The 23914-nt window shown below is 49.4% G+C and carries 26 protein-coding genes; 24 read left to right on the forward strand and 2 right to left on the reverse strand.

Features of this window, described 5'->3' with window-relative positions:
- Positions 1-131: 131 nt before the first annotated feature.
- The 3 genes from QBE55_04605 (at position 132) to QBE55_04615 (ending at position 2913) form a co-directional block, all read left to right on the forward strand.
- Positions 132-500 (forward strand): metalloregulator ArsR/SmtB family transcription factor, encoded by a 369-nt coding sequence (locus QBE55_04605; protein WZL79435.1) that lies wholly within the window; start codon positions 132-134, stop codon positions 498-500.
- Between the two features lie 281 nt (positions 501-781).
- The gene (locus QBE55_04610; protein ID WZL79436.1) at positions 782-1003 is read left to right on the forward strand and encodes a heavy-metal-associated domain-containing protein; all 222 of its coding nucleotides are present in this window, start codon (positions 782-784) and stop codon (positions 1001-1003) included.
- A 59-nt stretch (positions 1004-1062) separates the two neighbouring features.
- Positions 1063-2913, forward strand: a complete 1851-nt coding sequence (locus QBE55_04615) for a heavy metal translocating P-type ATPase (GenBank protein WZL79437.1) — start codon at positions 1063-1065, stop codon at positions 2911-2913.
- Between the two features lie 167 nt (positions 2914-3080).
- On the opposite strand, the gene QBE55_04620 is transcribed toward QBE55_04615, so the two are convergent.
- The gene (locus QBE55_04620; protein ID WZL79438.1) at positions 3081-3263 is read right to left on the reverse strand and encodes a hypothetical protein; all 183 of its coding nucleotides are present in this window, start codon (positions 3261-3263) and stop codon (positions 3081-3083) included.
- A gap of 239 nt (positions 3264-3502) precedes the next feature.
- Here QBE55_04620 and QBE55_04625 point away from each other — a divergent pair, with 239 nt between their 5' ends.
- The 3 genes from QBE55_04625 (at position 3503) to QBE55_04635 (ending at position 4528) form a co-directional block, all read left to right on the forward strand.
- Positions 3503-3661 carry a hypothetical protein gene (locus QBE55_04625; GenBank protein WZL79439.1) on the forward strand — a complete coding sequence of 53 codons (159 nt, stop codon included), beginning with the start codon at positions 3503-3505 and terminating at the stop codon, positions 3659-3661.
- A gap of 62 nt (positions 3662-3723) precedes the next feature.
- Positions 3724-4269 (forward strand): LytTR family DNA-binding domain-containing protein, encoded by a 546-nt coding sequence (locus QBE55_04630; protein ID WZL79440.1) that lies wholly within the window; start codon positions 3724-3726, stop codon positions 4267-4269.
- Positions 4262-4528 (forward strand): hypothetical protein, encoded by a 267-nt coding sequence (locus QBE55_04635; GenBank protein ID WZL79441.1) that lies wholly within the window; start codon positions 4262-4264, stop codon positions 4526-4528. The genes QBE55_04630 and QBE55_04635 overlap by 8 nt, the downstream gene beginning before the upstream one ends.
- Here QBE55_04635 and QBE55_04640 read toward each other — a convergent pair.
- Positions 4516-5517, reverse strand: a complete 1002-nt coding sequence (locus tag QBE55_04640) for a GNAT family N-acetyltransferase (GenBank protein ID WZL79442.1) — start codon at positions 5515-5517, stop codon at positions 4516-4518. The two genes, QBE55_04635 and QBE55_04640, sit on opposite strands and share 13 nt — an antisense overlap.
- A 258-nt stretch (positions 5518-5775) precedes the next feature.
- On the opposite strand from QBE55_04640, the gene QBE55_04645 reads away from it, so the two are divergent.
- From QBE55_04645 to flgC, 18 genes are all read left to right on the forward strand, one after another.
- Complete coding sequence (locus tag QBE55_04645; protein WZL79443.1) at positions 5776-7794, forward strand: chemotaxis protein CheA; 2019 nt, start codon at positions 5776-5778, stop codon at positions 7792-7794.
- Positions 7791-10130, forward strand: coding sequence for a methyl-accepting chemotaxis protein (locus tag QBE55_04650; protein WZL79444.1), 2340 nt, complete (start codon positions 7791-7793; stop codon positions 10128-10130). Before QBE55_04645 ends, QBE55_04650 begins: the two co-directional genes overlap by 4 nt.
- Before the next feature lie 6 nt (positions 10131-10136).
- Entirely contained in the window at positions 10137-10622 is a 486-nt protein-coding gene (locus QBE55_04655) for a chemotaxis protein CheW (GenBank protein WZL79445.1), read from the forward strand.
- Between the two features lie 4 nt (positions 10623-10626).
- Positions 10627-11424, forward strand: coding sequence for a protein-glutamate O-methyltransferase CheR (locus QBE55_04660; protein ID WZL79446.1), 798 nt, complete (start codon positions 10627-10629; stop codon positions 11422-11424).
- A 106-nt stretch (positions 11425-11530) separates the two neighbouring features.
- On the forward strand, positions 11531-12025 hold the full coding sequence (locus tag QBE55_04665) for a chemotaxis protein CheD (protein WZL79447.1): 495 nt from the start codon (positions 11531-11533) through the stop codon (positions 12023-12025).
- A gap of 156 nt (positions 12026-12181) precedes the next feature.
- Complete coding sequence (locus QBE55_04670) at positions 12182-12544, forward strand: response regulator (GenBank protein ID WZL79448.1); 363 nt, start codon at positions 12182-12184, stop codon at positions 12542-12544.
- A 37-nt stretch (positions 12545-12581) separates the two neighbouring features.
- A complete protein-coding gene (fliM, locus tag QBE55_04675; GenBank protein ID WZL79449.1) occupies positions 12582-13577 on the forward strand; it encodes a flagellar motor switch protein FliM in 996 nt (331 codons plus the stop codon).
- Entirely contained in the window at positions 13570-14700 is a 1131-nt protein-coding gene (gene fliY, locus QBE55_04680) for a flagellar motor switch phosphatase FliY (protein WZL79450.1), read from the forward strand. The genes fliM and fliY overlap by 8 nt, the downstream gene beginning before the upstream one ends.
- 109 nt (positions 14701-14809) lie before the next feature.
- On the forward strand, positions 14810-15127 hold the full coding sequence (gene flgM, locus QBE55_04685; protein WZL79451.1) for a flagellar biosynthesis anti-sigma factor FlgM: 318 nt from the start codon (positions 14810-14812) through the stop codon (positions 15125-15127).
- On the forward strand, positions 15128-15568 hold the full coding sequence (locus QBE55_04690; GenBank protein WZL79452.1) for a flagellar protein FlgN: 441 nt from the start codon (positions 15128-15130) through the stop codon (positions 15566-15568).
- Between the two features lie 75 nt (positions 15569-15643).
- Entirely contained in the window at positions 15644-17305 is a 1662-nt protein-coding gene (gene flgK / locus QBE55_04695; GenBank protein ID WZL79453.1) for a flagellar hook-associated protein FlgK, read from the forward strand.
- Positions 17306-17309: 4 nt separating this feature from the next.
- A complete protein-coding gene (flgL, locus tag QBE55_04700) occupies positions 17310-18254 on the forward strand; it encodes a flagellar hook-associated protein FlgL (GenBank protein ID WZL79454.1) in 945 nt (314 codons plus the stop codon).
- 283 nt (positions 18255-18537) lie between these two features.
- Entirely contained in the window at positions 18538-19791 is a 1254-nt protein-coding gene (locus QBE55_04705; protein WZL79455.1) for a flagellin, read from the forward strand.
- A 303-nt stretch (positions 19792-20094) separates the two neighbouring features.
- Positions 20095-21906 (forward strand): flagellar filament capping protein FliD, encoded by a 1812-nt coding sequence (gene fliD, locus QBE55_04710; GenBank protein ID WZL79456.1) that lies wholly within the window; start codon positions 20095-20097, stop codon positions 21904-21906.
- Positions 21907-21962: 56 nt separating this feature from the next.
- Positions 21963-22394, forward strand: coding sequence for a flagellar protein FliT (gene fliT, locus QBE55_04715; protein ID WZL79457.1), 432 nt, complete (start codon positions 21963-21965; stop codon positions 22392-22394).
- A gap of 71 nt (positions 22395-22465) precedes the next feature.
- On the forward strand, positions 22466-22840 hold the full coding sequence (gene fliS / locus QBE55_04720; GenBank protein ID WZL79458.1) for a flagellar export chaperone FliS: 375 nt from the start codon (positions 22466-22468) through the stop codon (positions 22838-22840).
- A 210-nt stretch (positions 22841-23050) separates the two neighbouring features.
- Positions 23051-23458 (forward strand): flagellar basal body rod protein FlgB, encoded by a 408-nt coding sequence (flgB, locus tag QBE55_04725; GenBank protein WZL79459.1) that lies wholly within the window; start codon positions 23051-23053, stop codon positions 23456-23458.
- A 2-nt stretch (positions 23459-23460) separates the two neighbouring features.
- Positions 23461-23895 carry a flagellar basal body rod protein FlgC gene (flgC, locus tag QBE55_04730; protein ID WZL79460.1) on the forward strand — a complete coding sequence of 145 codons (435 nt, stop codon included), beginning with the start codon at positions 23461-23463 and terminating at the stop codon, positions 23893-23895.
- Positions 23896-23914: the final 19 nt, after the last annotated feature.

Genomic DNA, 23914 nt, shown 5'->3' on the forward strand with positions numbered 1-23914 from the left:
TCGTAGAACAAATGAATAGTTGTTCATACAATCAAGTAATAGGACGGGGAGACCCATAAATGGCTGGGCTACCTGCCGGCTGATAAAGATAAGGAGTGCAGAGAACAGCGAAAGGCAAAGAAGGTGATGGATTGACCAGGGATTATCCTCCCGTGGAAAAGTGTGATACGGTCGTCATCCATAAAGATGTGGTAAACCGGGTAAAGGGCAAAATGCCTCAGGAGGAGACTCTGTATGATCTGGCGGAGTTGTTCAAGGTATTTGGTGATACCACCAGGATTCGAATTCTGTGGGCTTTGGATGAATCGGAAATGTGTGTCTGTGATATAGCCAATCTGCTGGGTATGACGCAGTCCGCCATTTCCCATCAGCTTCGTATTTTAAAGCAGGCGGATCTGGTGAAAAACCGGAGGGATGGAAAGGTGGTCTATTATTCCCTGGATGATGAGCATGTAAAGCAGATACTGGATAAGGGACTGACCCATATCAACGAGAAATAAGGGGAGAATGACAAGAACGGCCGCTGAAGCAGGGATAAGCGGCGGGTTGCTCCTGATAACAAGAAAGCGAAGGGAAATTCTCAGGGAAAATGAGAGCTTTCCATAAGTACATTTGCAGCTTAATATATGAACAGTTGATCACTTGTACAACCGTTCATAAATATACTGCCGGATATGGAATAATGGAAGTGGAATGGAAAAGCAGAACAGTAAACGGGAAGGCAACCGCAAAAGTAGAAAAAGAGAAGGAAAAGGGATAGAAAAGACAGGGGGAAGAAAAAATGAGAAAGAAGTTTTTGTTAAACGGACTGGGTTGTGCCAATTGCGCAGCGAAAATGGAACGATCCATCGGTAAACTGGATGGGGTAAAGCAGGCGTCTGTCAATTTTATGACTACAAAACTGATCATTGAAGGAGAAGAGGAAAAGATGCCTTCCATTGTTCAGGGAGCAGAAAGGATCATTCGGAAAATTGAGCCGGATGTTGTTATGAAGAAGGCCTGAGGCAGAAAGGATCGGGCTGGAAAGCAGCATGAGGAAGGGCAAAAGGAGATTTGTGGATTATGATGGGGAAACGTCTTTGGAGGATTGTTGCCGGCGCAGCCGTGTGGGTTGTGGCAGTCCTGATCCCGCCTGACAGGCAGTGGATCCGGCTTGTTTTGTTTCTGGCAGGCTATGGGATTGTAGGATGGGATATCGTTGCAAAGGCTTTAAGAAATATCCGGCATGGCAATATGCTGGATGAAAACTTCCTGATGAGCATTGCCACTATTGGCGCTTTTTTGATCGGCGAGTATTCTGAAGGCGTGGCAGTCATGGTGTTCTATCAGATCGGCGGATTGTTTCAGGATTATGCGGTGGGGAAATCCCGGAGGTCCATTGCCGATCTGATGGATATCCGGCCGGATTATGCCAATGTCAGGAAAGGAGAGGAACTGACCCGCGTGGATCCTGATGAAGTCCGGATCGGGGATATTATCGTGGTGAAGCCGGGGGAGAGGATTCCGCTGGACGGCAATGTTCTGGAGGGAAGTTCCCAGATTGATACTTCCGCACTGACAGGGGAATCCGTGCCCCGGGAGGCAGAAGCCGGAAGCGGGATTCTGAGCGGCTGCGTCAACCTGAGCGGAGTGCTGACGGTTGAGGTGACCAGGGAATATGAGGAATCCACGGTCAGCAAGATCCTGGATCTGGTGGAGAACGCCAGCAGCCGAAAATCCAGGTCGGAGCAGTTCATTACCCGGTTTTCTCAGTACTATACACCTGTTGTAGTGGCTCTTGCCGTGCTTCTGGCGGTTATTCCGCCTTTCTTTACCGGCTGGCAGACTTTTTCAGGATGGCTGTACCGGGCTCTTTCCTTTCTTGTGATTTCCTGCCCCTGCGCTCTTGTTCTCTCCATTCCGCTGAGCTTTTTCGGCGGAATCGGCGGCGCTTCCTCCCAGGGGATCCTGATCAAGGGTGGCAATTATCTGGAGGCATTGGCCGGGACGGAGATCATGGTTTTTGATAAAACCGGTACCCTGACAAAAGGCGTATTTCACGTCCAGGAGATTCATCCGGCAGGCGTTTCTAAACAGGAACTGCTGGAGCTGACTGCCTATGCGGAAAGCTATTCAAGTCACCCCATTTCCCTTTCCCTGAAGCAGGCATACGGAAAGGAAATTGACAACTCCCGCATTTCGGATGCGGAAGAGATTTCCGGACATGGGGTCCGTGCCACAGTGGACGGGAAAAAGATTCTGGCCGGCAATCAGAAGCTGATGGAACAGGAAGGCATCCCGTGTTCGGAAAACGGAATGACAGGTACAGTGGTCTATGTTGCAGTGGATCAAACCTATATCGGCTGCATACGGATTGCGGATGAGGTGAAGGAGGACTCCGCCAGGACCATAAAGGAATTGAAAGCGACCCCCAATATCAGGCGGACGGTCATGCTGACGGGGGATAATGCACAGATCGGCTCCGGAGTCGCAGAGGAGCTTGGGGTGGATGAAGTATACTCCGAACTCCTGCCCGCCGATAAAGTGGAGAAGCTGGAAGAGCTGTTTGCTGAAAAATCCCCGAAGGGCAGGCTGGCTTTTGTCGGCGACGGTATCAATGACGCTCCTGTCCTGGCCCGGGCGGATATTGGAATTGCCATGGGAGGCCTTGGATCGGATGCGGCCATTGAGGCAGCGGATGTGGTGCTTATGACGGATGAGCCTTCCCGGATCATTACGGCGATGAACATTTCAAAGAAAACATTGAAGATAGTAAATCAGAACATTGTCTTTGCCATAGGAATTAAAATACTGGTTCTGTTCCTCAGCGCTTTTGGGATTACAACCATGTGGGCGGCCATATTTGCGGATGTTGGCGTGGCAGTTCTGGCTGTACTGAATTCCCTGAGAGCTTTGAATGTTCGCAATTTATAGATTTACAAAAAAAGCGGGAATGAAGTGTCCCCATTTTTTCGGAAGGTATTGCATAATAAGAAATTTCTGATATAATATTGCAGGTGAGCAGATTGCAGATAAAGCAACAGCTTACGGCAACGTAAAAAGATTACCTGAATATGCAATGAAGGGCTTGGCGGAGTCTTTTATTGCATATCTTTTTTGTCAATGTCCAATGTAACTTCAGAGGAAATCTCTTTGTCCTTTATCTTTGTTTTGGAATGAAACAGTGTCTTCAGGATTTCCTGCCGATAGCAGAAACCAAGCAGCATGGCAATACTCCCAATCACAGTAATACACACAACGGCAAAAATGAAATTCAGATTCACGGGATCACTCTCCTTTGTCCAACGGTAGGTGGGGAATGGCAAACGCAAGCTGCTCACCTGATGCCATGGTCATTTCTGCTCTTCTATTTTATCATGGATTTGCATAAGTAAATGGGTAAACGCACCAATGTTCCTTTATTTGTAATTAATCCACCAGGCTTTTCAAATTTTTAGAGAAGGTATTTTCATACAGATATAGAATTATTGTATAGAACCACCCAATAAGGGGTTGAGGCGCAATGTGCAAGGTTTTGATTTTGGAAGACAACAGAATTCAGCGGAAAGCACTTTCTGATATCATAAGACAGTGCAGCAGCTTATACCGGGTGTATGAGGCGGGCCATGTTGCAGAGGCGGTTTCCATTGCGCGAAAAATGCAGATTGATCTTTTTTTGTAGATATCGGCCTGAATCACTCGAAGGGCGAGTCCGGCCTGAGATTTGCGGAGGAGATCCGGAAAATGGAAAACTATCGGCTGACCTGGATCGTGTTTGTGACGATTCATAAGGAATATATGCTTCCCGCTTTCCGGAAGGTTCATTGCTATGACTATATTGTAAAGCCGTATGACAAGGCTGAAATCCAAAATATGACAGGGCTTCTGCTGTCCAGGAGCCGGGAAAAAGGCAATGCTGCGAGAACCCGGAGAAAGTTTATCATTATACCTGTAAAGAATATTCAGGTAAAAATTTTTACGGATGAAATTATTTTTGCGGAAGTATTTCTCCGGACTTCCGTGATTCATACCATCAATGATTCCTTTGCGATTGATTACTTGTCCCTGAAAAAGCTGAAGTCCATGATAACCGATAAGAATATCCTGCAAAGCCACAGATCTTATATGGTAAATATATCCTATATCAGCAAGATAGAAAAAAGCAACGATCGCACTTCCTATAGGATCTATTTCTATCAGACAGAGAAGACGGCTTTGCTGGGATATAATTACAGAAAGAATGTAATGGATCAATTTCATAAGTTATGCGGGTGGGAAGAAGATGAGTGATTCGAAAGTTTTTATCCTGATGGTCCTGGAAGTGGGGAGTTTTATGATCCTGTGGAATATATTCAACAGAGATGAATTTTCCTTTCTGCTGCCTGCAGATTCTGTCTGCGCTGTACTCAGCCTTTTCCTTTATCGATATGCACCATACGGGAGGATGCTTGTTTTTCACAGGCAGGCAAGTTCCGGGATATACTGCCTGTCCAAATCTGATCATCTATATGATCGTTGTAAAATGGATCTGGAATTTCAAAATGACTGATTTTCTGGAAAACGTTCTCTATAACAAATTGAATGAAGCGCAGGAAAATGGGATTTTTGTGTTCTGGTTTTCTCATTCTGGACTTCATGGTAATCCGTAACGAATTCCTTCCGGAACCCGCAGGATTCATATAAATGCAGGGCGTTTTTGTTGTCCGGGTTCACTTCCAGTGTGATGTTTTTGATGCCCTTCCGGTTCAGGATCCCAAGGGCGGCCTGCAGTGCCTGCTTTCCATATCCCTTTCCCTGATAGTCCGGGAGGATTCCAAAACCGCTCACGAACCCATTTTTGCCATATTGTTCCATACGAATTTTTCCGATGGGGCCGGAGGGCAGCATGATCAGACAGGTAATGCGATCCCGTTCTTCCTCTTCTTCCGGGAGCATGCCAATGTAACCGGTTACACCGAAGCAGGAATAATTGATCCGGGCGATCGTTGCCGCATCGGAATTGCGGGCCTTCTGCAGGGAGACAGCGGGTTTGCCGGCAGGTGTCTGCGCATTTGTTTCAAGCCCGGAATCAGCGGCAGATACCTGCAGCTTCATTTCAAACTCGGAAAAGGAACGGGCGGCGCCGATGGAACGGAGGAATGCCAGTCCGGAGGAAGAGCGATGGTCACAGACCAGCAGGATTTCTGCGAATTTTCTCTTTTGGCATTCCTTGTATGCCAGGCAATAAAGCCGGGTAAAGATTTTTCTCCTCCGGTACCGTGGATGAACCATTCCGGTCAGTTCCGCCGTGTCTCCGCCCAGATTGAAGATGCCCAGATATCCAACCAGCATCCCGCCTTTGCGGCAGAAAAATTCATTGAACGATTTTTCGTATTTCCGTCCTTTCGCCCGGGGAAAATTCATTTTCAAGTCCAGTTCCAGTTTGAGGAACAGATTTTCCTTTTGGGTACAGATCTTCTTTAATTCCCGGATGTTCTGAACATCTTTTACATGGAGGGAATGCTTTCGATAAAATTTCATTTTTCCCAGATTTTCCAATTGAATTCCTCCTTGTCTTTCAAGGAATAACAAAATCATACAACAGAAAGGTCCTTTCATCAATAACAATTTGTCCGGCATCTTAAACAACCTGCCCTTATAGCCGATAGTTATGTTAAGGAAAGTATTTTTGACAGGATTCCAGGTGTTTGCAAAATTCCTGGAGGGACAGGCAGTCAATAACGAACAAGGCAATCTATAACGAACAAGGCAATCTATAACGAACAAGGCAATCAATAATGAACAAGAGGGATTCGGTTGAACGATACGTTAAGGAATGCATTTTATGAAGAAGCGGAGGAGCTGTTTCAGGAAATCGAGGACTGTCTTCTGGATTTGGACAGCACCGGGACCACCGGGGATAAGATCAACAATCTGTTCCGATACATGCATACTCTGAAAGGCTCTTCCGCTGCCATGAAGATTCAGGATATGGCAGAGCTGGCGCATCATATTGAAGATGTTCTGGGCCTGGTCCGGGATCAGAAGCTGGAGCTCACCGGGGACCAGATTGACTGGATCCTGCAGGGCCTGGATGAAATGAAGGTTCGCGTGGCAAAGCATAGGGAAAATGAGGCATACGAAATCGATGTCGATGCCATTACAGCCGGCCTGGATGCATGCCCATCCCGGGCTGCCGTTTCGTCAGACAAAAAAGCAGCCGGAAAAGCAGAGGATACGGGAGCCTTTCTTTCAGAAAAGGAAAAAAGTAGTATGCTGAAATCTCTGGGCCCGGAGGAAAAGGCTTTTCAGATCCGGATTCGTCTGACCCACGATACGCCCATGAAGGGTGCGAGACTGTTTCTTGTGACAGACAGACTGGAGCAGGCGGGCCGGATTTATAAAACCAGCTGGGAGAACACAGAGCCTGAGAATATAGCGGGAGATCGTTTTTCAGTTTTTTTGGTCAGTCAGCTGCCCAAAAAAGAAATCGAAGGCAGGATTCATACCATATCGGAAATTGAAGAGACAGATGTTTCAGAAATCTGCGGCGGCAGGAACCCGGTCCCGGCAGCAAAGTCCGGGACATCCGGAGACAGGGAAGAGCTTCAGTCCGTGATCCGGGTCAATATCAAAAAGCTGGATCAGCTAATGCGGATTGTGGAAGAGCTGTCTGTGGACAAGGAAAGGCTGAAACAGCTGATGAAGAAGGTAAGTCAGAGATACAGGGGGGATGAAGATGTAACGTCCCTGAGTGCTCTGACCAATCAGATCGATTTTATCGGAAATGAGCTGCAGGAATCCGTGATGTCCACCAGGATGTATACCCTGGACAGTGTCTTTAATCGCTTTCCCAGAATGATCCGCGATTTGTCCAAAAAAGAGGGGAAAGAAATCGCGTTTCAGGTGGAAGGGGAGAGCACGGAGCTGGATCGCAGCATCATGGAAAAGATCATTGATCCACTGAACCACATGATACGGAATTCGGTGGATCATGGGATTGAATCCCCGGAGGAAAGGGAAAAGCACGGGAAAAGCCGGAAAGGGACCATTAAGCTGTCTGCCGGTCAGGAACAGGGCCATATTTTTATCAGTCTGAAGGATGATGGAAAAGGGATCAACCTGCGGAGAGTAAAGGAGAAAGCCATTGCCAGGGGCCTGATCACGCAGGCTCAGGCGGGGTCCATGACGGAAAGGGAGGCCCTGGAGCTGATCTTTCTGCCCGGGTTTTCCACTTCCGACAAGGTCACGGAGGTATCCGGACGGGGAGTCGGAATGAATGTGGTAAAGGAGAACATCGAGGCGATCAACGGGATGATTGACATGGACAATGAAGAAGGCAGGGGCCTTGCGATAACCATGAAGCTTCCCCTGACCCTTGCCATCATTCAGTCCCTTCTCATCCGGACCAATACGTTTCGCTTTGTGCTGCCTTTGCTTTCTGTTGTTGAAATCATCCGGGTCAGGGAGACGGAGTACGACAAAAAGGTCCGGTTTATTCAGGAAAAGGAAGTTATGAACTGGAGGGGGGAGGTGCTCCCGGTCCTGCGGGGATCCGATTTGTTTCACAGCGGCGGGGAGAGGGGGAAGTCCTTTGCCGGGATTGTGCTGGGGCTTTCCACCCATAAGATTATCCTGGCGGTGGAGGAGATCATTGGACAGCAGCAGGTCGTCATCAAACCCCTGGACCGATTCACCGGAAAAGGAAAGATTCTGGGTGAACTGAGGGGAATATCGGGTACGGTGATTCTCGGGGATGGGGATTTTGCCTATGTCCTGGATGTTCAGGCCCTTTTGAAAGATGTCATGGAAAAGAGAAAGGATGAAAAAAAATGAAAAGTCTCAAGACAAAGATGATTTTGATTATAGCGGTGCTTTTGATATGCATTATCGGATTCATAGGGATGATCTCCTATGTCAATGCCAGCAATGCCGTTACGCATGAAGTGACCGAAGCGATCAAACTGGCGTCCGGCCAGGCGGTGAAACTGGTCACCAGCCGGATCGAAACGCAGACCACCTTTTTGGAGGCGGTCACCCGGTACCAGCCTTTTATTGATTATGCAGGCTCCGGCACAAAGCTTCAGGATGCAGATTTTCAGTATATGGAAGATGAGAAGAAAAGAATGGGATTTGAGACATTGGCAGTCGCCAATCAGGAAGGAGAGGCAATAAGAAGTGACGGCACGGCCCTGAACGTTGCAGACCGGGACTATTTTGTTACTGCAAAAAAGGGGAAGCCTGCCATATCGGATGTTGTCATTGACAAGGTGACCGGCAAACCGGTTGTGATGTATGCTGCACCGGTTCCCGACAACGGCAGGACAGTGGGTGTCCTGTACGGCGTACGTGATGTCCGGGGACTAAGCAGTATTCTGGAGGGCATTACCATCGGGAAAAGCGGCTATGCCTATATGATCAATCAGGAGGGTACAACCATTGCCCATCCGGATTTTGTTTCCGGGAATTCGAAAAAAGGCCAGGGGGACGGCAAGGTGGATGTCACCGGTTCCGCAAGCCTGAAGTATGAGAATACCACAAAGGAAGCAAAAAAGAATAAAGACCTGGCAGAGCTGGCGCAGCTGGAAGGCCGGATGCGAAAGCGGGAATCCGGAGTGGGTCAGTATACCTACAAGGGTGAGGAAAAAATGATGGCCTTTGCCCCGGTTCCGGGAACCAACTGGTCTCTTGGAGTAACGGCAGATCTGTCAGATGCCATGGGCGGTGTCAACAAAATGAGGAATCAAATTCTTATCCTGGCAATGACTTTTGTTATTATTGGTGTTGTGTGTGCATTCTTCATTTCGAAAGCCTTCGCATATCCCATTATGGCCATGACATCCGCTCTCGATCGGTTTGCCGGTTATGACCTGACCCTGGATGAAGGTATAGCGAAAAAATACCTGAAACGAAAGGACGAGATCGGAAGAATTGCCAACTCTCTTATCACAATGCAGAAGGCGTTTGGCGATCTGCTGAGGCAGGCCGTGGCTTCTTCCGAGATGGTGGGGGCGACTTCCCAGCAGCTGAGCGCCAGCATTCAGGAAATCGCCACTACCGCTCAGAATCAGGCCTCCAATACAGAGGAAATCTCCGGCTCCCTGGAGGAAGTAACCGCCAATATCAGCACAGTGAACGGGGACATGCAGACAACGGTACAAAATGTTCAGTCTATGGCCCAAACGATGACAGGAATTGAGAAGGCAGTCGGCGATAATACAGAGAACCTGGAAAGTGTCAATCAATCCATAAGTGGGATTCTGAAATCCCTGGATGAGGCGAGGCAGTCCATCCAGACCATATCAGAGCGGTCCAAATCCGCTTCCGGCAAGGCACAGAGTACCGTAGAGCTGGCAGGGGAAGGAAAAAAGAATCTCGACCGAACCGTGACGCAGATGGACAGCATCCAGGAGACCATATTCAATCTGTCCGCAGTGATCAACGGATTGGGAGAGTCTGCCGGCCGGATCGGGGACATCACCGAGCTGATCAAGGATGTGGCAGAGCAGACCAATCTGCTGGCGCTGAATGCATCCATTGAAGCAGCACGGGCCGGAGAACACGGCAAGGGGTTCGCGGTTGTCGCCCAGGCCATCGGCAGTCTGGCGGAGCAGTCACAGAATGCCACCAAGGAGATTTCCAAGGTGATCAAGGACATCCAGTCCGAGATCGGAAAGGCCGTGCAGAGCAGTCAGAAAGGGAACGAAGTCGTGCAGAGCGGGACATCGCTGGTAAAGGATACCGGCTCATCCCTGGGAAAGATCTTTACCGCCATTCAGACGACTGCTGAAGTCATCAACGATATTACGGACCGCATGGACAAGCAGTCCCGGGATATCAACGATGTCTATGATTCCGCCAATGATATCGGCGGCAGGGCGGATCTCCTGATGGAGGCCATGAAGCAGCAAAGGGAAAGCGCGGCGGAAATGAAGGAGAAACTGGATTCCATGAATCATATGGCCTCCGAAATCAGCGAGTCCATGGGGCAGCAGTCGGCAGCATCCCAGCAAATCAGCAGTGCGGTAAATGACAACGCAGCTGGTGTGGAAGAGGTTTCCACGGGCAGTGAAGAAATCTCCAGGAGTGCGGAGGAGCTGGCGAAAAACGCGCAGGAACTGGTGGAACAGGTGCAGAAGTTTAAAATAGGAGAGGCAGGCAATGAGGAGTGATAACGAATGGAGGATATCAACCAGTTTGTCATATTTAAAGTCGGGACAGAAGAATATGCCGTTCCGATTCTGAAGGTGAATGAGATCATCCGGCTGAAGGGGATCCGTATTACAGAGGTTCCCAATACAAAAAAATATGTCGTTGGCATTATGAACCTGCGCGGGGAAGTCATACCAATCATGGATCTGAGAATGAAGTTCCGTATGCCAAAAAAGAAAATGGACGACGACACCAGGATTATGATCGTCAACATTCAGGATGGCAGCATCGGATTTCTGGTCGATTCCGTTTCAGAGGTGGCCCGCATTCCTTCCGGGGATATCATTGATCCTCCGGAGGAGGTCTCGGATGTTGACAGTAAGTACATAACAAAGATCGCCAAATACGACGACCGGGTCTTCATAATCCTGGATGTTGATATGGTGGTCAGCGATAAACCCGGTGAGCCGGATGAAATGAAATCCGGAAAGGGAGAAGGGGATATCGGGTAGGACTATGAGGGAATGGGATTACAACGATTTTACCATCGCGGTATATCGGCTGACCGGTGTGGAACTGGCTGCGTATAACGAGAGACAGATGAAACGGCGGATTGATTCTTTTCTTATGCGCAATCAATGCCGGAACTATTATGAATACTATATGATGATTTCATCCGATCCGGAACAACGGAAGAGGTTTACGGACTTTATCACCATTAATGTGACAGAGTTCTTTCGAAATCCCCTTCAATGGGAAGCACTGAAAACGGAGGTTCTGCCGGAGCTGCTGAGACTTCCCGGTCCGGTGAAGATCTGGAGTTCCGCCTGCTCCACCGGGGAGGAGCCCTACTCCGTGGCTTTGCTGATGAACGAATCCCTGCATTCCTGCGCGTTTCCTGTTCGCGTGATGCCGGTTCTGGCCACTGATATTGACGACCAGGCGCTTGTGAAAGCAAAACAGGGGGATTATCTGCCAAGCAGCCTGAAAAACCTGCCGGAGCGGTATTGTGAAAAGTATTTTGATTTTCAAAACGGCTGGTTTCATATAAAGGACAGGCTAAAGTCCTTTGTCAGATTTCAAAAGCTGAATCTGCTGAAGGATCTCTATCCGCGGGAATGCCATTTGATCCTTTGCAGGAATGTTATGATCTATTTTACCCAGGAGGCAAAGGATCGGATGTACCGACAGTTTTATAATGCGCTGCTGCCTGGCGGAGTGCTGTTCCTGGGAAGTACGGAGCAGATCCTAAACCCGGAAAGATATGGACTGACTCTGGTGAGGCCGTTCTTTTACCGGAAAGATATGGACTGACTCTGGTGAGGCCGTTCTTTTACCGGAAAAAATAAGTGAAATCGCCTGTTCCGCGGAATAGCCGGAGAATTCGCACGAAAATTCATAAAAAATCTACAGGGGAAATATGGAAGAAGAAATCAAGGTAGGAATAGCAGATTATAAAACAGCCGGCAGCCCAAACCGGATCACGACACTGGGATTGGGTTCCTGCGTGGGGGTCTGTATTTATGACCGATATCCGGAGGAAAGTGGTCTGGGAGGGATGGCTCATATCCTGCTGCCCGACAGCAGACTGTTTAAAAAGAACATTAAAATCGGGAAGTTTGCTGACCTGGCTATCCCGCAGATGGTGGAAGAGCTTTCTGCCGGCGGGATTTCAACCCGGAATATGGTAGCCAAAATCGCGGGAGGGGCCAATATGTTCCACTTTTCAGACAGCAGCCCGGATCTTGATATCGGAATGAGAAATGTCCTTGCGGTCCGGGCCATACTGAAACAGCTTGGTATCCCCCTGCTGGCGGAAGACACAGGCGGACATCTGGGCCGGACCATGATACTGGATCTGGAGGAACGATCGGTCCGGATTGTAACGGCAGGAAGGCAGGTAAAGTTATTATAGGCATCCGGGCCCTTTCAAACATATTGGCAATTGCCGGAGAAAATGGTATGATATTATGTGAATATTTGTCGGATAAGAAGAGCTGTCTGAAACCGGATCTGTGAGAAACGGATGGACGGGCCGGAATCAGAAACAGGGTTAAATGGAGGAACCGAAATGGCAAAACGTGTACTGATTGTGGATGACGCAGCATTTATGCGGATGATGATAAAGGATATACTGGAAAAGAACGGCTTCGAGGTTGCTGCGGAGGCATCCAATGGCATCGAGGCCGTTGAGGCATATAAGGAAAAAAAGCCCGATATTGCGACAATGGATATTACCATGCCGGAGATGAACGGAATTGAAGCTGTGAAATCGATCCGAAAAATCGATCCGGATGCCAGAATTATTATGTGCAGTGCCATGGGACAGCAGGGCCTGGTGATGGAAGCCATTCAGGCGGGTGCCAGAGACTTTATCGTAAAGCCTTTTCAGGCGGATCGGGTCCTGGATGCGCTGCATAAGGCGCTGGCATAGGATCAATCGCTGAATGGCTGCAAAAGGAGGCGTTGCCATGGCAAAAGTATTATCACAGCAGGAAATTGACTCGTTGTTGACAGCATTGTCCTCCGGTGAAATTGATGCGGAGGAGGTTCAAAAGGAAGGCGAAAAGCATAAGGTGCGGCCGTATGATTTCAGGCGGCCGAACAAATTTTCCAAGGAACAGATTCATTCCCTGGAAATCATCTATGAAAATTATGCAAGAATCGCATCCAATTCTCTCTCTTCGCAGGTGCGTTCCAACATAAAGATGAAGAAGGTGTCCATTGAACAGGTTACCTATGAGGAATTTATCCGATCCATACCCAATCCCACACTGCTTTTGAATATCAAAGTGCCTCCTCTCAGCGGGGCATTGCTTCTGGAAGTCAATTTACAGTTTGCCTTTCAGATTATTGAGCTGCTGTGCGGCGGCGGGTCGGGAGCACCGATCGGGGACCGGGAGCTGACGGATATTGAAAAGGGCATTGTCCGGGGAATGCTGGATGGTTTTGTCCGAAGCATGAAGGAAGCATGGCAGGATGTTGTGGCAGTGGAGCCCTCCCTGGAGTCCGTGGAGAGCAATCCCCAGCTGAACCAGATGATGTCGCCCACCGAATCGGTTGCCCTTGTTACGTTTGTATTGGAAGTGGCGGATGTACAAAGCTTTGCCAATCTGTGCATTCCCTATCTGTCCATAGAAAAAGTCAGTGACAAGCTGACAGGACAGTCCTGGTTCCAGAAAAGCGGCTCCGAAGGGAACATGGAGTATGCAGCAGCTCTCCAGGACAGGATCCGGTCTTCCAGAGTGAACCTCAGTATCTTTTTGGGAAGTACGGATATTACGGTGAGGGATTTTTTGAATTTATCCGAAGGGGACGTTCTTCCACTGGACAAACCGACCGATGCACCTCTTTCCATGTATGTGGAAGACAGGATGCATTTTCATGTCCAGCCCGGGATCTATGACGGCAAGCTGGCTGTGCAGGTAACAGATATCGTAGAAAAGGATGTGGACCGTGATGAATGAAAACGAAGAAGATCTGTCCCGACAGGAAACGGATGCTCTGAGAAGCATCGGGAAAGAGGGGGAAGGCGCTCTTCTGACAGATGCGGAGAAGGATATGCTGGGGGAAGTTGGCAATATATCCATGTCAACCGCGGCAACAGCACTGTCCAAGATACTGTCCGAAAAGGTTTCGATCACAACGCCGCAGGTTTCGGTCACAACGCTGTCTGAAGTGAAGGAATCCATGACCATACCCAATGTGGTGTTTCAGGTAAAATTCCTGCAGGGATTAACGGGGTTCAATGTGCTGCTGATGAACATAGAGGATGCTTCCGTTATCGCCAGCCTGATGATGGGCGGCAACGGAAAAGGCCATACGGATCCCCTTTCGGATCTGGAGATCAGTGCCGTGTCAGAGGCCATGAACCAGATGATCGGTTCTGCTTCCACCTCCATGGCGACCATGTTGCATCGGGATATCGACATTACTCCGCCGAGCACGCAGATTTGGGAAACCAATGCGAATATTGAAATGGAAGGGGTCGGACAGAACCAGCCCATTGTAAAAATCGCATTCCGTATGACGGTGGAGGATCTGCTGGACAGCCAGATCATGCAGATTTTTAACCTGGAGACGGTGAAGGACATTGCCGGCAGTTTGCTGGGCGGAACGGAGCCCAAAACGGAAAAGCAATCCAAAATGCAGGGGCAGTCCAAAAAGGAATCGGATACGGAATCGGAACAGGAATTCAAGAGAGCTACGGAAAAAACGGAATCCGGATCGGCAGGATCCGATCCGGCGCGGGGGAAATCCCGGCAGCAGCCGGTCACCATACGGAAACCCGGCTTTGGGGAACTGGAAAACAAGCCTGTTTCGGACAAGCCGCGCAATCTGAGCCTGATCATGGATGTTCCCCTGGAGCTCAGTGTTCTTCTCGGCAGGACAAAAAAGACGATACGGGATGTACTGTCCCTGAGCCCGGGTTCTGTCGTGGAACTGGACAAGCTGGCAGAAGAGCCGCTGGAGATCTATGTGAACGGCAAACGGATTGCCGAGGGGGAAGTGGTGGTCATCAACGAGAGTTTTGGGATTCGGATTACCAATATCATCAATGCGAAGGAACGGGTAAAAAATCTGGAATAATTTTTCCCGTCCTTTCTCCTAAACTATTTGGAGGGGAAACCGATTACATAAGTAGAGTGCTTAGGGAGCGGAGTTCAGAAAGCGCCAGAGAAGTGCAGGGAGGGTGAATATGAGGATCAACAGGGCAGACTATGCGGATCATGTGAGATACGTGAACCAGGCTTGTCAAAAGGAGAAGGAAAAGGAAAGCCGTTTGGGCCGGGAAGCAGATACTTCTGCGCAGAAGGATCAGATTACCCTATCGAAAACCAGCAGGGATGTCCGGAAATTTGTTGAGATGGCAGACCAGGCAGAGACAAAGGACAGCGGGAAAGTCGACCGCATCCGGCGTGCATTGGAGAACGGAGACTATAAGGTGTCTCCGGAAGAGCTGGCAGACGCGATCCTTTATAATATTTCGGAGCAGAACGGCGGCGGGGAGAAATAAATGGAGCTGATTACATTTCTCACGCAGCAGAATCAAATATTGCAGAGTCTTCTGGACAGCCTGGAGAAGGAAAAGCAGGCATTGATACAGGATGACATCCAGGTGATTACGGAGGTCCTGGAAGACAAAAAGCAGGATATGAACCGATTGGAGCAGTTGGAGAAAAGCCGGAGAGAAGCTTATCCCGATGTTTCGTTGTCGAAGCTGAGGGAATCCGGCCGGCTGACAGATGGGTTGGAAGCGGCAGGAAAGGAAAGAAAGCGCCTGGCAGAGTCCATTTCGGAACTGCAGGAAACCAATCAGATGCTGACAAAGCAGTCCCTATACCATACCAGCAGGCTTCTGGACATTTTGCTGGGAGACCGGAAGCCGACCTATAATGCCAGCGGCAAAGTGGGGGAGCAGGCTGACCGGACTTCCATACTGGATCAGTCCATATAAAATAGATAAGCAGGAACGGAAGCAAAAGAGCAGGACCAGCTCAACAGGATTCATTATCCAAAGGAAGTGAAATCATTGTCCGGTATATTTCTAACCATAAACACGGCCAAAAGAGGGATGTTTGCCGTACAGCAGGGGATTCAGACGGCGGGCCACAATATTGCTAATGCGGATACCGACGGGTTTTCCAGACAAAGGGTGGAGCTGGTAACCACGCCCGGTTATCGGATCCCGGGAGCGGGACTGGTTGGGACGGGAGTGGATATTTCCACCATTGCCCGTGTGCGGGATGCCTATCTGGATACCCAGATCCGTTATGAAAGCAGTATTGCCGGCCAATACAAGGCGAGGCAGGAAACCCTGGAGCAGGTTGAAATGACCTTTATGGAGCCCGGGGAAAACGGGCTCAATACCTATATCGGAAAAATGTGGGATGCGTGGCAGGACCTTGGCGATCACCCGGAGAACCCCAATACCCGTATTCTGGTTCGGGAAAATGCCCGGACTCTGACAGACAATATAAATCATCTGTATCGTCGGCTGGATACCCTGAAGTCTGACAGCATTCATCTGGAAGAGAAAAGCGTACAGGATGTCCATTCGATACTTACGCAGGTCCGGAATCTGAACCGACAGATCTCCAGAATCCGGATTTCCGGGGAGCAGCCCAATGATCTGCTGGACCAGCGGGATCTGTTGCTGGATCAGCTTTCCGGGATGATCGATTTTTCTTCTTCGGAGGATAAATACGGACAGGTCACCATTACCCATTCGTGCGGGCCGGATTCCACGGAATCCATTGAGCTCCTGGGGACCCAAAAGGGATCGGAAATAAAATACGAAATGGCCGTTGTCCGAAGTGTGGAGAGGGACAGCGACGGCATGTACCATGTATCCGTGGTCCGGGGCGGCAGTTCGCCGGGCGGCGCGGAAACCCTGACCCTGTCCGAAGAGGAATACCAGGATTCCGGTTTGACGGAAGGCGCTGTTTTATATGATGAAAGGCCAGGGGAGGCCATTGTCAGCAAAGATCTGAAGCCGCTTCCCGTTTCCGGTGGTTCATTGAAGGGCTATCCGTCCGTCAGTCAGGAGATATCCGGCTATCAGGATCAATTGGATGGTCTGGCCAGGGCAATTGCCTATACCGTGAATACGGTTCATACGACCAAGCTGAACGGGGAAAAGGCCGCAACCAAATACTCTTTCTTTGTCGGGGACGGCGGGAGTGATGATCCGGAGCACATCAATGCCGGTAATATTACGGTAAATCCGGAGATCATGAAGGACGCAAGCCGGATCAATGCCGGAAAAATGCTGGACGGCGGTCTCCCGGGAAATGGAGACCGTGCTTTGTCGATTGCCCGGCTTCGGAATGTCAGACTGCCGATACAGGAATTCATGGACGATCCCATCGCTGCGGCCCGGCATCTGGATGAAAATTACCAGGCAGGGGATATGCAGTTCGATCCGGTTGCCGGCGGCAGCACCATAGAAGGATATTTCAAGGATATCATCGCGGAACTGGGCGTATCCTCCCAGGAAGCTGTAAAAATGGGGAAAAACCAGGATGCCCTGACCAATCAGCTGATTCAGAGACGCTATTCGGTTTCGGGGGTATCCATTGATGAGGAAATCACCAATCTCATACAACTCCAGCATGTTTACCAGGCCAATGCCAATGTCCTGTCCACACTGACCACCATGCTGGATACGCTGATCAATCGGATGGGGGTATAATGGAATGAGAATCACCAATCAGGGGATCCTACAGAACTATCTGACCAACCTGAACCGCAACCTTGAAAATATGTCCGTTTATCAGAATCAGCTTTCCTCCGGAAAGGAAATCAGCAGGCCCTCTGATGATCCGTTTGCTGTAACACGCACCATGTCCCTTACCACCTCCATTCATCAGAATGAACAGTATCTGCAGAATATTGAGGATGCCATGGACTGGGTGGATATGTCGGATTCTGCCATGGACAGCATCGGCAGTGCCATGAATCGTTTAAGGGAGTTGGTTCTGGAAGGCGCCAACGGTACGAATGACGGGTCTGCGGAAGATGCCATATCCGATGAAGTGAAACAGATTGTAAGCCAGCTGGCTCAGTTGGGAAACACTAATTATGACGGCAGATATATTTTTGGCGGTCAGGAAACGACAAAGCCTCCCTTTCGTGTGGATGAGAATGGGATGCTGTATTATGATGGTGCAGAGGGTGCGGGGGAGACGATGCTGTCCAGGGAGATTTCCCAGGATGTAGTGATCGAAATCAATGTGCCCGGCATCTGGATCATGAACGGGAAAAACGGTGAGTTTTCAGAAACTTCGGATCCTGCGGATTTTTCCAATACGTTGGCCGGAACACTCACTGACATATTAAAAGCTCTGGAGGAAGGGGACGTGGAAGCTCTGGGCGGGAAGCTGCTGGAGCAGATCGACGGCCATATTGATAATATGCTGTCCATCCGATCCGAATTGGGCGCAAAATCCAATCGGCTGGATGCCGCAAAGAAAAAAAATGAAGAAGAGAGCTTCAATATGACAAAGATGAAGTCCAAAACGGAGGACATTGATTTTGCAGAAAAGATCATGCAGTACATGACGATGACCAATGTTTACGTTGCTTCCCTGTCTGTCGGGGCAAAGATTCTGCAGCCGACAATTCTTGACTTTCTCAAATAGATAAAAAAGCTTCCATAAATCCATATAATGTTATCAGAGAGGTCCGTCCGGGATATCCTGGTTGAGTGATTGGGCTTTTTTGGGGCGGAGAGAAGGAAAACACGGTGGTTTTGCCGTGTTTTCCTTATTTTCCGGGATTTTCTTCATATTTCTGACGTCCGCGCTAAACTTATTTTACAAGGTTCCGATAGATAATAATGAAAAGGGAAATCAGGCGGCCGCCGGTTTTCCGTTCCATGCAGACCAGGCAGAAATGCCAACGAAGATTGAAGGAGGAAAGATTATGAGAATTAACAATAACCTGATGGCCATGAATACTTATCGCCAGTTGGGATTGGGCGAAGCTGCAGCCTCCAGATCCATGGAAAAGCTGTCTTCCGGTTATCGAATCAACCGTGCGGGAGATGACGCAGCAGGGCTGGCTATTTCAGAAAAGATGAGAGGACAGATCCGGGGCCTGACACAGGCTTCCAGGAATGCACAGGACAGTATCTCCCTGGTTCAGTCCGCAGAGGGTGCCCTGAGTGAGACACAGGCGATCCTTCAGAGAATGCGGGAGCTGGCGGTACAATCCGCAAGTGACACAAATGTAAATGCAGACCGGACAGCTGTACAAAATGAAATGGATCAGCTGGCCGAAGAAGTATCCAGAATATCCAATGATACCGAGTTCAACACGCAGAAGCTTTTGGACGGCAGTTTCAGCGGGACATTCCATATTGGCGCAAACGAAAGCCAGAACCTGCGGCTGTCGATCAGCAATATGTCATCTTCCGCGCTGGGCACCACTGCAGTGAATGTTACCGCTGATGAAGCCGGAACCGTTGTGAACACAGGGAATTCTTTCAGTGATGGAGTTTATAACGTAACGGCAGAAGACGAGAAATATTATCTGGCGGACAGCAACGGCAAGAACGTCGCCAGCAGTGATGATGGATTGACTTTCACATCCCTGACAGTGGAGGGGGACACCGTTACCTTTACCGATGAAGTGCTGTCCGGTACCGTAGCCATCAAGGGTGATGCGGCTGTGGGATCGGCCAGGGTGGCCAATAACGGTTTGGAAGCCGGGACTTATACGGTTTCCGGTACGAATCTGATTGACAAGAATGGCAATGTCATTGCAAAAGCAGGCGATTCCGGAGAGGGCACGGCGTTTACGGCATTGGACGGTGAAACCGTTCTCTTCACCGTGAACGATGCGCTGGAAGACGGCGCTTCGGTAAAGGTCGGCGGGATTGATGTGTCCAGCCAGACCGCTGCGGATCATGCCATTACCACCATCAATGATGCCATTACCAGTGTTTCCAATGAAAGGGCAAAACTTGGTGCGACGCAGAACAGACTGGATCACACCATCAAGAATCTGGATACTTCCTCAGAGAACCTGCAGTCTGCCGAGTCCCGTATCCGCGACGTGGATATGGCCAAGGAAATGATGGAATTTACAAAGGACAGCATTCTGCAGCAGGCGGCACAGGCCATGCTTGCGCAGGCAAACCAGGCTCCTCAGGGAGTACTGCAGTTACTCCGGTAAAGATAGAATAATTGGACAGGATAGAATGCAGAAAACCGGTCAGATAAAACTGATCGGTCTTTTTTTTTATAAATACCTGTACGAAGCTGGCTTTGTGTTGTATAATGAATTCCGACATCATTTGGCCTTTCGGACAGGAAATCCTATAAAATCTATAAAAAAAATATACTTTTCCCTAAAGTAATTTAAAATTCATCCGATAATATTATCAGAGGTTCTTACCATTGAGCCGGATCGGTTTTCATACAGGAAACCGGTAAACATATGGCGGAACAAAGCAGGGAATACAGGGGGGAATGAGCAATGCCTGTCAGAATAGGCGGATTGGCATCCGGCATGGATATTGACGGAATTGTCAGTGACCTTATGAAAGCAGAGCGTACGCGGACAGATAAAGTGACGCAGGAGAAGACTCTTCTGGAGTGGACCCGGAAGGCTTATACCGATGTCAACAAGCTGTTTGCGGAGTTTATTTTAAGAACACGGGAGTCCTTTGGGCTGACGGATTCTTCGTCCGGTTTCCTTGTCAATCAATCCGTACGCGGCCTGAAATGGATTCGCAGGGCTACGGTTGGGGATGTCGGCATTGCGGATGTTTCTGCCAGGGCGGGGGCCGCGAACGGAGCCAATGAACTGACGGTCACACAGCTGGCGGCCAACTGGTCTGCCGCAAGCAGCGACGGGATATCTGCGGCGGGACAGAGCCGCTCCAATCTGGCCTCCCAGTTTGGGCTGACAGATGAGGATGTCGTTCATCTTACCATCTCCACCGGAACCGGCACAAAGGAGCAAAAGGTTCAGATAACGATTGAAAATGGCATGGCATCGGTAATAAAAACATCATATGGGGCAGGAGAGGACGGGGAAGATTCCGTAATTTCACTTCTGAGCGGAAAGGATATCTCCGATCTGTCCCTGAAAGAGCTGACCCGTCAAATCAACAGGGCGGATATTGGAGTGACCGCCTCCTATGAGGAATCCATTGACCGGTTTTTCCTGCAGACAAATCAGACAGGAGCGGAAAATACGGTTTCCTTTTCCGATGAAAGTGTCCTGCATGATGAAACAGGGCAGCCCATTCTGGATATGGATGGGAATGCAACTTCCTTTCTGAGCAAATTGAAGCTGAAGTACGAAACAATGGGAACCAATGCGGCCGGTCAGCCGGTACAGATGCCGGCCGATGTTTTGCCGGGCACTTATGCAGGCCGGGATGCGGTGTTTGATTTTGGTGCCGCCCTTGGCATTACCAGGCCCTCCAATCAGTTTACCGTCAATGACATCGATTTCGATTTGAAAGCAGTGGGTCGGACAACGGTCCATGTGGATACGGATGAAGATGCTGTTATGGAAAAAATAACGGAGTTTCAAAGTTCGTACAACGAGCTGATCGATAAAATCGATTCATTGCTCAGGGAAGAAGAGTATCGGGATTATCCGCCTCTGACCGCAGAGCAGAAAAGTGAAATGACGGAAAAGGAAATTGAACTTTGGGAGGGTAAGGCCAAAAGCGGATTGCTGCGAAACGACTCCCTTATCGGCCAGGTCATGCAGAAAGCCCGCCTGGGTCTGTATGAAAGAGTAAAGGGCCTGGACGGAAGCTTTGATCAGCTGACAGAGATCGGGATTACGACGGAGCGGTATGCCGCAGGCACCATGGGCGGCCGGCTGGAAATTGATGAAGGCAAACTGCGGGAAGCCATACGCAAGGATCCGGAAGGTATTGTGGATCTTCTTTTTCATCAGCCCGATCCCGGTATTTCAGATGAAACGGAGAAGCGACAGGATACGGGACTGGTTGGCAGGATGTATGGGGACATGATATCCGGCATGAAGGAAATCATCCTCCGGGCGGGTCCGGGAGAAGACGCAAAACTGTATCGCAGTGTGAATTCCACCATGCTGTTGGATTTTGTGACAAAGCACGGCAGCATCAGCATGCTGGATGAATCCATCAGCGATTATGAGGAGAAGGTTTATCGCATGGGGCTTCGCCTGGCAGACAAGGAAGAGAGTTACTGGAAAAAATTTACTGCCATGGAGACAGCGCTCAATAAAATGTATTCCCAGAGTAACTGGCTGACGCAGCAGCTGGGGATGAAGTCCGGCAACTGACCGTTCGTGAGGCTGCCGGGAAGGCAGCGGAGACGGTACGGAGGATGGAGGATACGATGAATCAGAAGGATTCCCCGCATGACGTGTTACGGATGTATGGGGAAATTCTGCAGAATGCAGAAGGGATCCTGAGCATTACGGAAGAGATGACAAGGGCTCTGGAGCAAAAGGATACGGATGCCCTGAACCGGGCATTGGTCCGAAAGCAGAAAAAGATTGATCGGATCCGTGAAAGGACTGTTTTTCCGGAAGGGACAGATCAATTTGCAGGCCCGGAGGCAGAGAAGATATCTGTCATGGAAAGCCGGGTGGAGGAGACGTATGGAAGGATCCATGATCTGGAAAAAAGCAATCTTCGGATGGCGCAGGATTTGATGGAGGAATTCCGGGATGCGATTCAGGGGATTCAAAAGAATCAGAAGGTTATGCGTGCTTATGCCGGAGAAAGGCCGGAGGGGCAGTCCATCCTGCTGAACAGGGTAAAATAGAAGGTTGACAACCGGCTTTTTCGGTTGTCCGCGTATTTCGGAGAAGGGGAAGGATGAAAAGGGGGGATTCTATGGATCGGTATTCCAACGGCTATGAAGTCTATCAGGAGAATCAGATCAGCACTTCATCCCGCAGCGGGCTGTTGCTGATGCTGTATGACGGGGCACTGAAATTTTTAAGATTTGCCCTGACGGCCATGGAGGAGAAAAAGGTGGAAGAGGCCCATGGCAATCTGGTAAAGGTGCAGGATATCCTGAATGAGCTGATGGCTACCCTGAACTTTGATGCCGGTGAGATTGCAGGGAAGTTATACAGCCTGTATGAATATATGAACCAGGAGTTAATCGATGCAAACATTCAAAAGGACAGTGAAAAAGTGGAAAAGGTATATGGCATGCTGGAAGAATTGCGGAATGCGTGGGCGAAGGCGATGGATCCGGCCTGAAGATTTCCGGCAGAAACAGCCATGGATTCTGTCAAAACAGTCGGAGGTTCCATTGTCCGATTTTTTTTGTTTCTGTCTGAAAAAGAGGAAATACGGCGGCCTGAGTCGAATATATTAATTTAAGAATTAGGAACGAGTGGCAAAAGGGCCAATATATTCTGCCATTCTGTATGATCCTTTGCATGTATTTCATGAAAGGGGGGAAGGGAATTGATCCGGATTCTGGAGGATCCGACATACGAATTACTGAAAAAGGCGCTGGACGCATCCTGGCTGCGGCAGCAAGCCATTTCCGACAATATCGCAAATATCAACACACCCGGTTATCAGGCAGAGAGAGTGGTTTTTGAAGAAGAGCTGGAGAAGTCCATGTCAGACAGGCCGGCATCCCTGAATGCAGTACAGGAGGGTTCCGGCAGCCTGAGGGAAGCAGACCGGGAAGTTGAGCCAAGATTGGTAAGGGACAAATCTCCTGCCATGAGAAACGACAAAAACAATGTGGATATTGATCTTGAGGTGTCGAATATGGCGGCAAATCAGCTTTTGTACAGCACTTTAGTTGAGCAGGCCAATCAAAAATTAAATACTCTGCGATATCTGGTCCGGGGAGGAAGTTGATCATGAAGGTATTTGACACAATGCAGATCAGTGCCAGCGGGTTGACAGCGGAACGTCTGCGGATGGATACCATTGCTTCCAATATAGCAAATGTAAATACCACGCATACCGAGCAGGGCGGTCCCTATCGGCGGAAAATAGCAGTTTTTCAGGAGAATCTGGCGACGGAACGGGACAGGGAGTCCGGCAAAATCGGGAGCGTCAGCAGGGGGATCAAGGCAGTGGGGGTTGTGGAGGACAAAAGTCCCCTGCAAAGTGTGTTCGATCCAACCCATCCGGATGCTGATGCAAACGGATATGTCAGTATGCCGAATGTCAATATATTGAATGAGATGGTGGATCTGATTGCATCCACCAGAGCCTACGAAGCCAATGTCACCGCAGTGAATGCCACAAAGGGTATGATGGCCAGGGCCTTGGAGATTGGCAGAGGATAGAGGCGTATACCGTACATAT

Source organism: Eubacteriales bacterium mix99, from assembly GCA_038396605.1.
Lineage (GTDB): Bacteria > Bacillota > Clostridia > Caldicoprobacterales > DTU083 > UBA4874.

What these genes read in the sequence shown, in the direction of transcription:
- QBE55_04610 (WZL79436.1), top strand. Translation starts at nt 782, where the DNA reads ATGAGAAAGAAGTTTTTGTTAAACGGACTGGGTTGTGCCAATTGCGCA.
- QBE55_04615 (WZL79437.1), top strand. Translation starts at nt 1,063, where the DNA reads ATGATGGGGAAACGTCTTTGGAGGATTGTTGCCGGCGCAGCCGTGTGG.
- QBE55_04625 (WZL79439.1), top strand. Translation starts at nt 3,503, where the DNA reads ATGTGCAAGGTTTTGATTTTGGAAGACAACAGAATTCAGCGGAAAGCA.
- QBE55_04630 (WZL79440.1), top strand. Translation starts at nt 3,724, where the DNA reads ATGGAAAACTATCGGCTGACCTGGATCGTGTTTGTGACGATTCATAAG.
- QBE55_04635 (WZL79441.1), top strand. Translation starts at nt 4,262, where the DNA reads ATGAGTGATTCGAAAGTTTTTATCCTGATGGTCCTGGAAGTGGGGAGT.
- QBE55_04650 (WZL79444.1), top strand. Translation starts at nt 7,791, where the DNA reads ATGAAAAGTCTCAAGACAAAGATGATTTTGATTATAGCGGTGCTTTTG.
- QBE55_04655 (WZL79445.1), top strand. Translation starts at nt 10,137, where the DNA reads ATGGAGGATATCAACCAGTTTGTCATATTTAAAGTCGGGACAGAAGAA.
- QBE55_04660 (WZL79446.1), top strand. Translation starts at nt 10,627, where the DNA reads ATGAGGGAATGGGATTACAACGATTTTACCATCGCGGTATATCGGCTG.
- QBE55_04665 (WZL79447.1), top strand. Translation starts at nt 11,531, where the DNA reads ATGGAAGAAGAAATCAAGGTAGGAATAGCAGATTATAAAACAGCCGGC.
- QBE55_04670 (WZL79448.1), top strand. Translation starts at nt 12,182, where the DNA reads ATGGCAAAACGTGTACTGATTGTGGATGACGCAGCATTTATGCGGATG.
- fliM (WZL79449.1), top strand. Translation starts at nt 12,582, where the DNA reads ATGGCAAAAGTATTATCACAGCAGGAAATTGACTCGTTGTTGACAGCA.
- fliY (WZL79450.1), top strand. Translation starts at nt 13,570, where the DNA reads ATGAATGAAAACGAAGAAGATCTGTCCCGACAGGAAACGGATGCTCTG.
- flgM (WZL79451.1), top strand. Translation starts at nt 14,810, where the DNA reads ATGAGGATCAACAGGGCAGACTATGCGGATCATGTGAGATACGTGAAC.
- QBE55_04690 (WZL79452.1), top strand. Translation starts at nt 15,128, where the DNA reads ATGGAGCTGATTACATTTCTCACGCAGCAGAATCAAATATTGCAGAGT.
- flgL (WZL79454.1), top strand. Translation starts at nt 17,310, where the DNA reads ATGAGAATCACCAATCAGGGGATCCTACAGAACTATCTGACCAACCTG.
- QBE55_04705 (WZL79455.1), top strand. Translation starts at nt 18,538, where the DNA reads ATGAGAATTAACAATAACCTGATGGCCATGAATACTTATCGCCAGTTG.
- fliD (WZL79456.1), top strand. Translation starts at nt 20,095, where the DNA reads ATGCCTGTCAGAATAGGCGGATTGGCATCCGGCATGGATATTGACGGA.
- fliT (WZL79457.1), top strand. Translation starts at nt 21,963, where the DNA reads ATGAATCAGAAGGATTCCCCGCATGACGTGTTACGGATGTATGGGGAA.
- fliS (WZL79458.1), top strand. Translation starts at nt 22,466, where the DNA reads ATGGATCGGTATTCCAACGGCTATGAAGTCTATCAGGAGAATCAGATC.
- flgC (WZL79460.1), top strand. Translation starts at nt 23,461, where the DNA reads ATGAAGGTATTTGACACAATGCAGATCAGTGCCAGCGGGTTGACAGCG.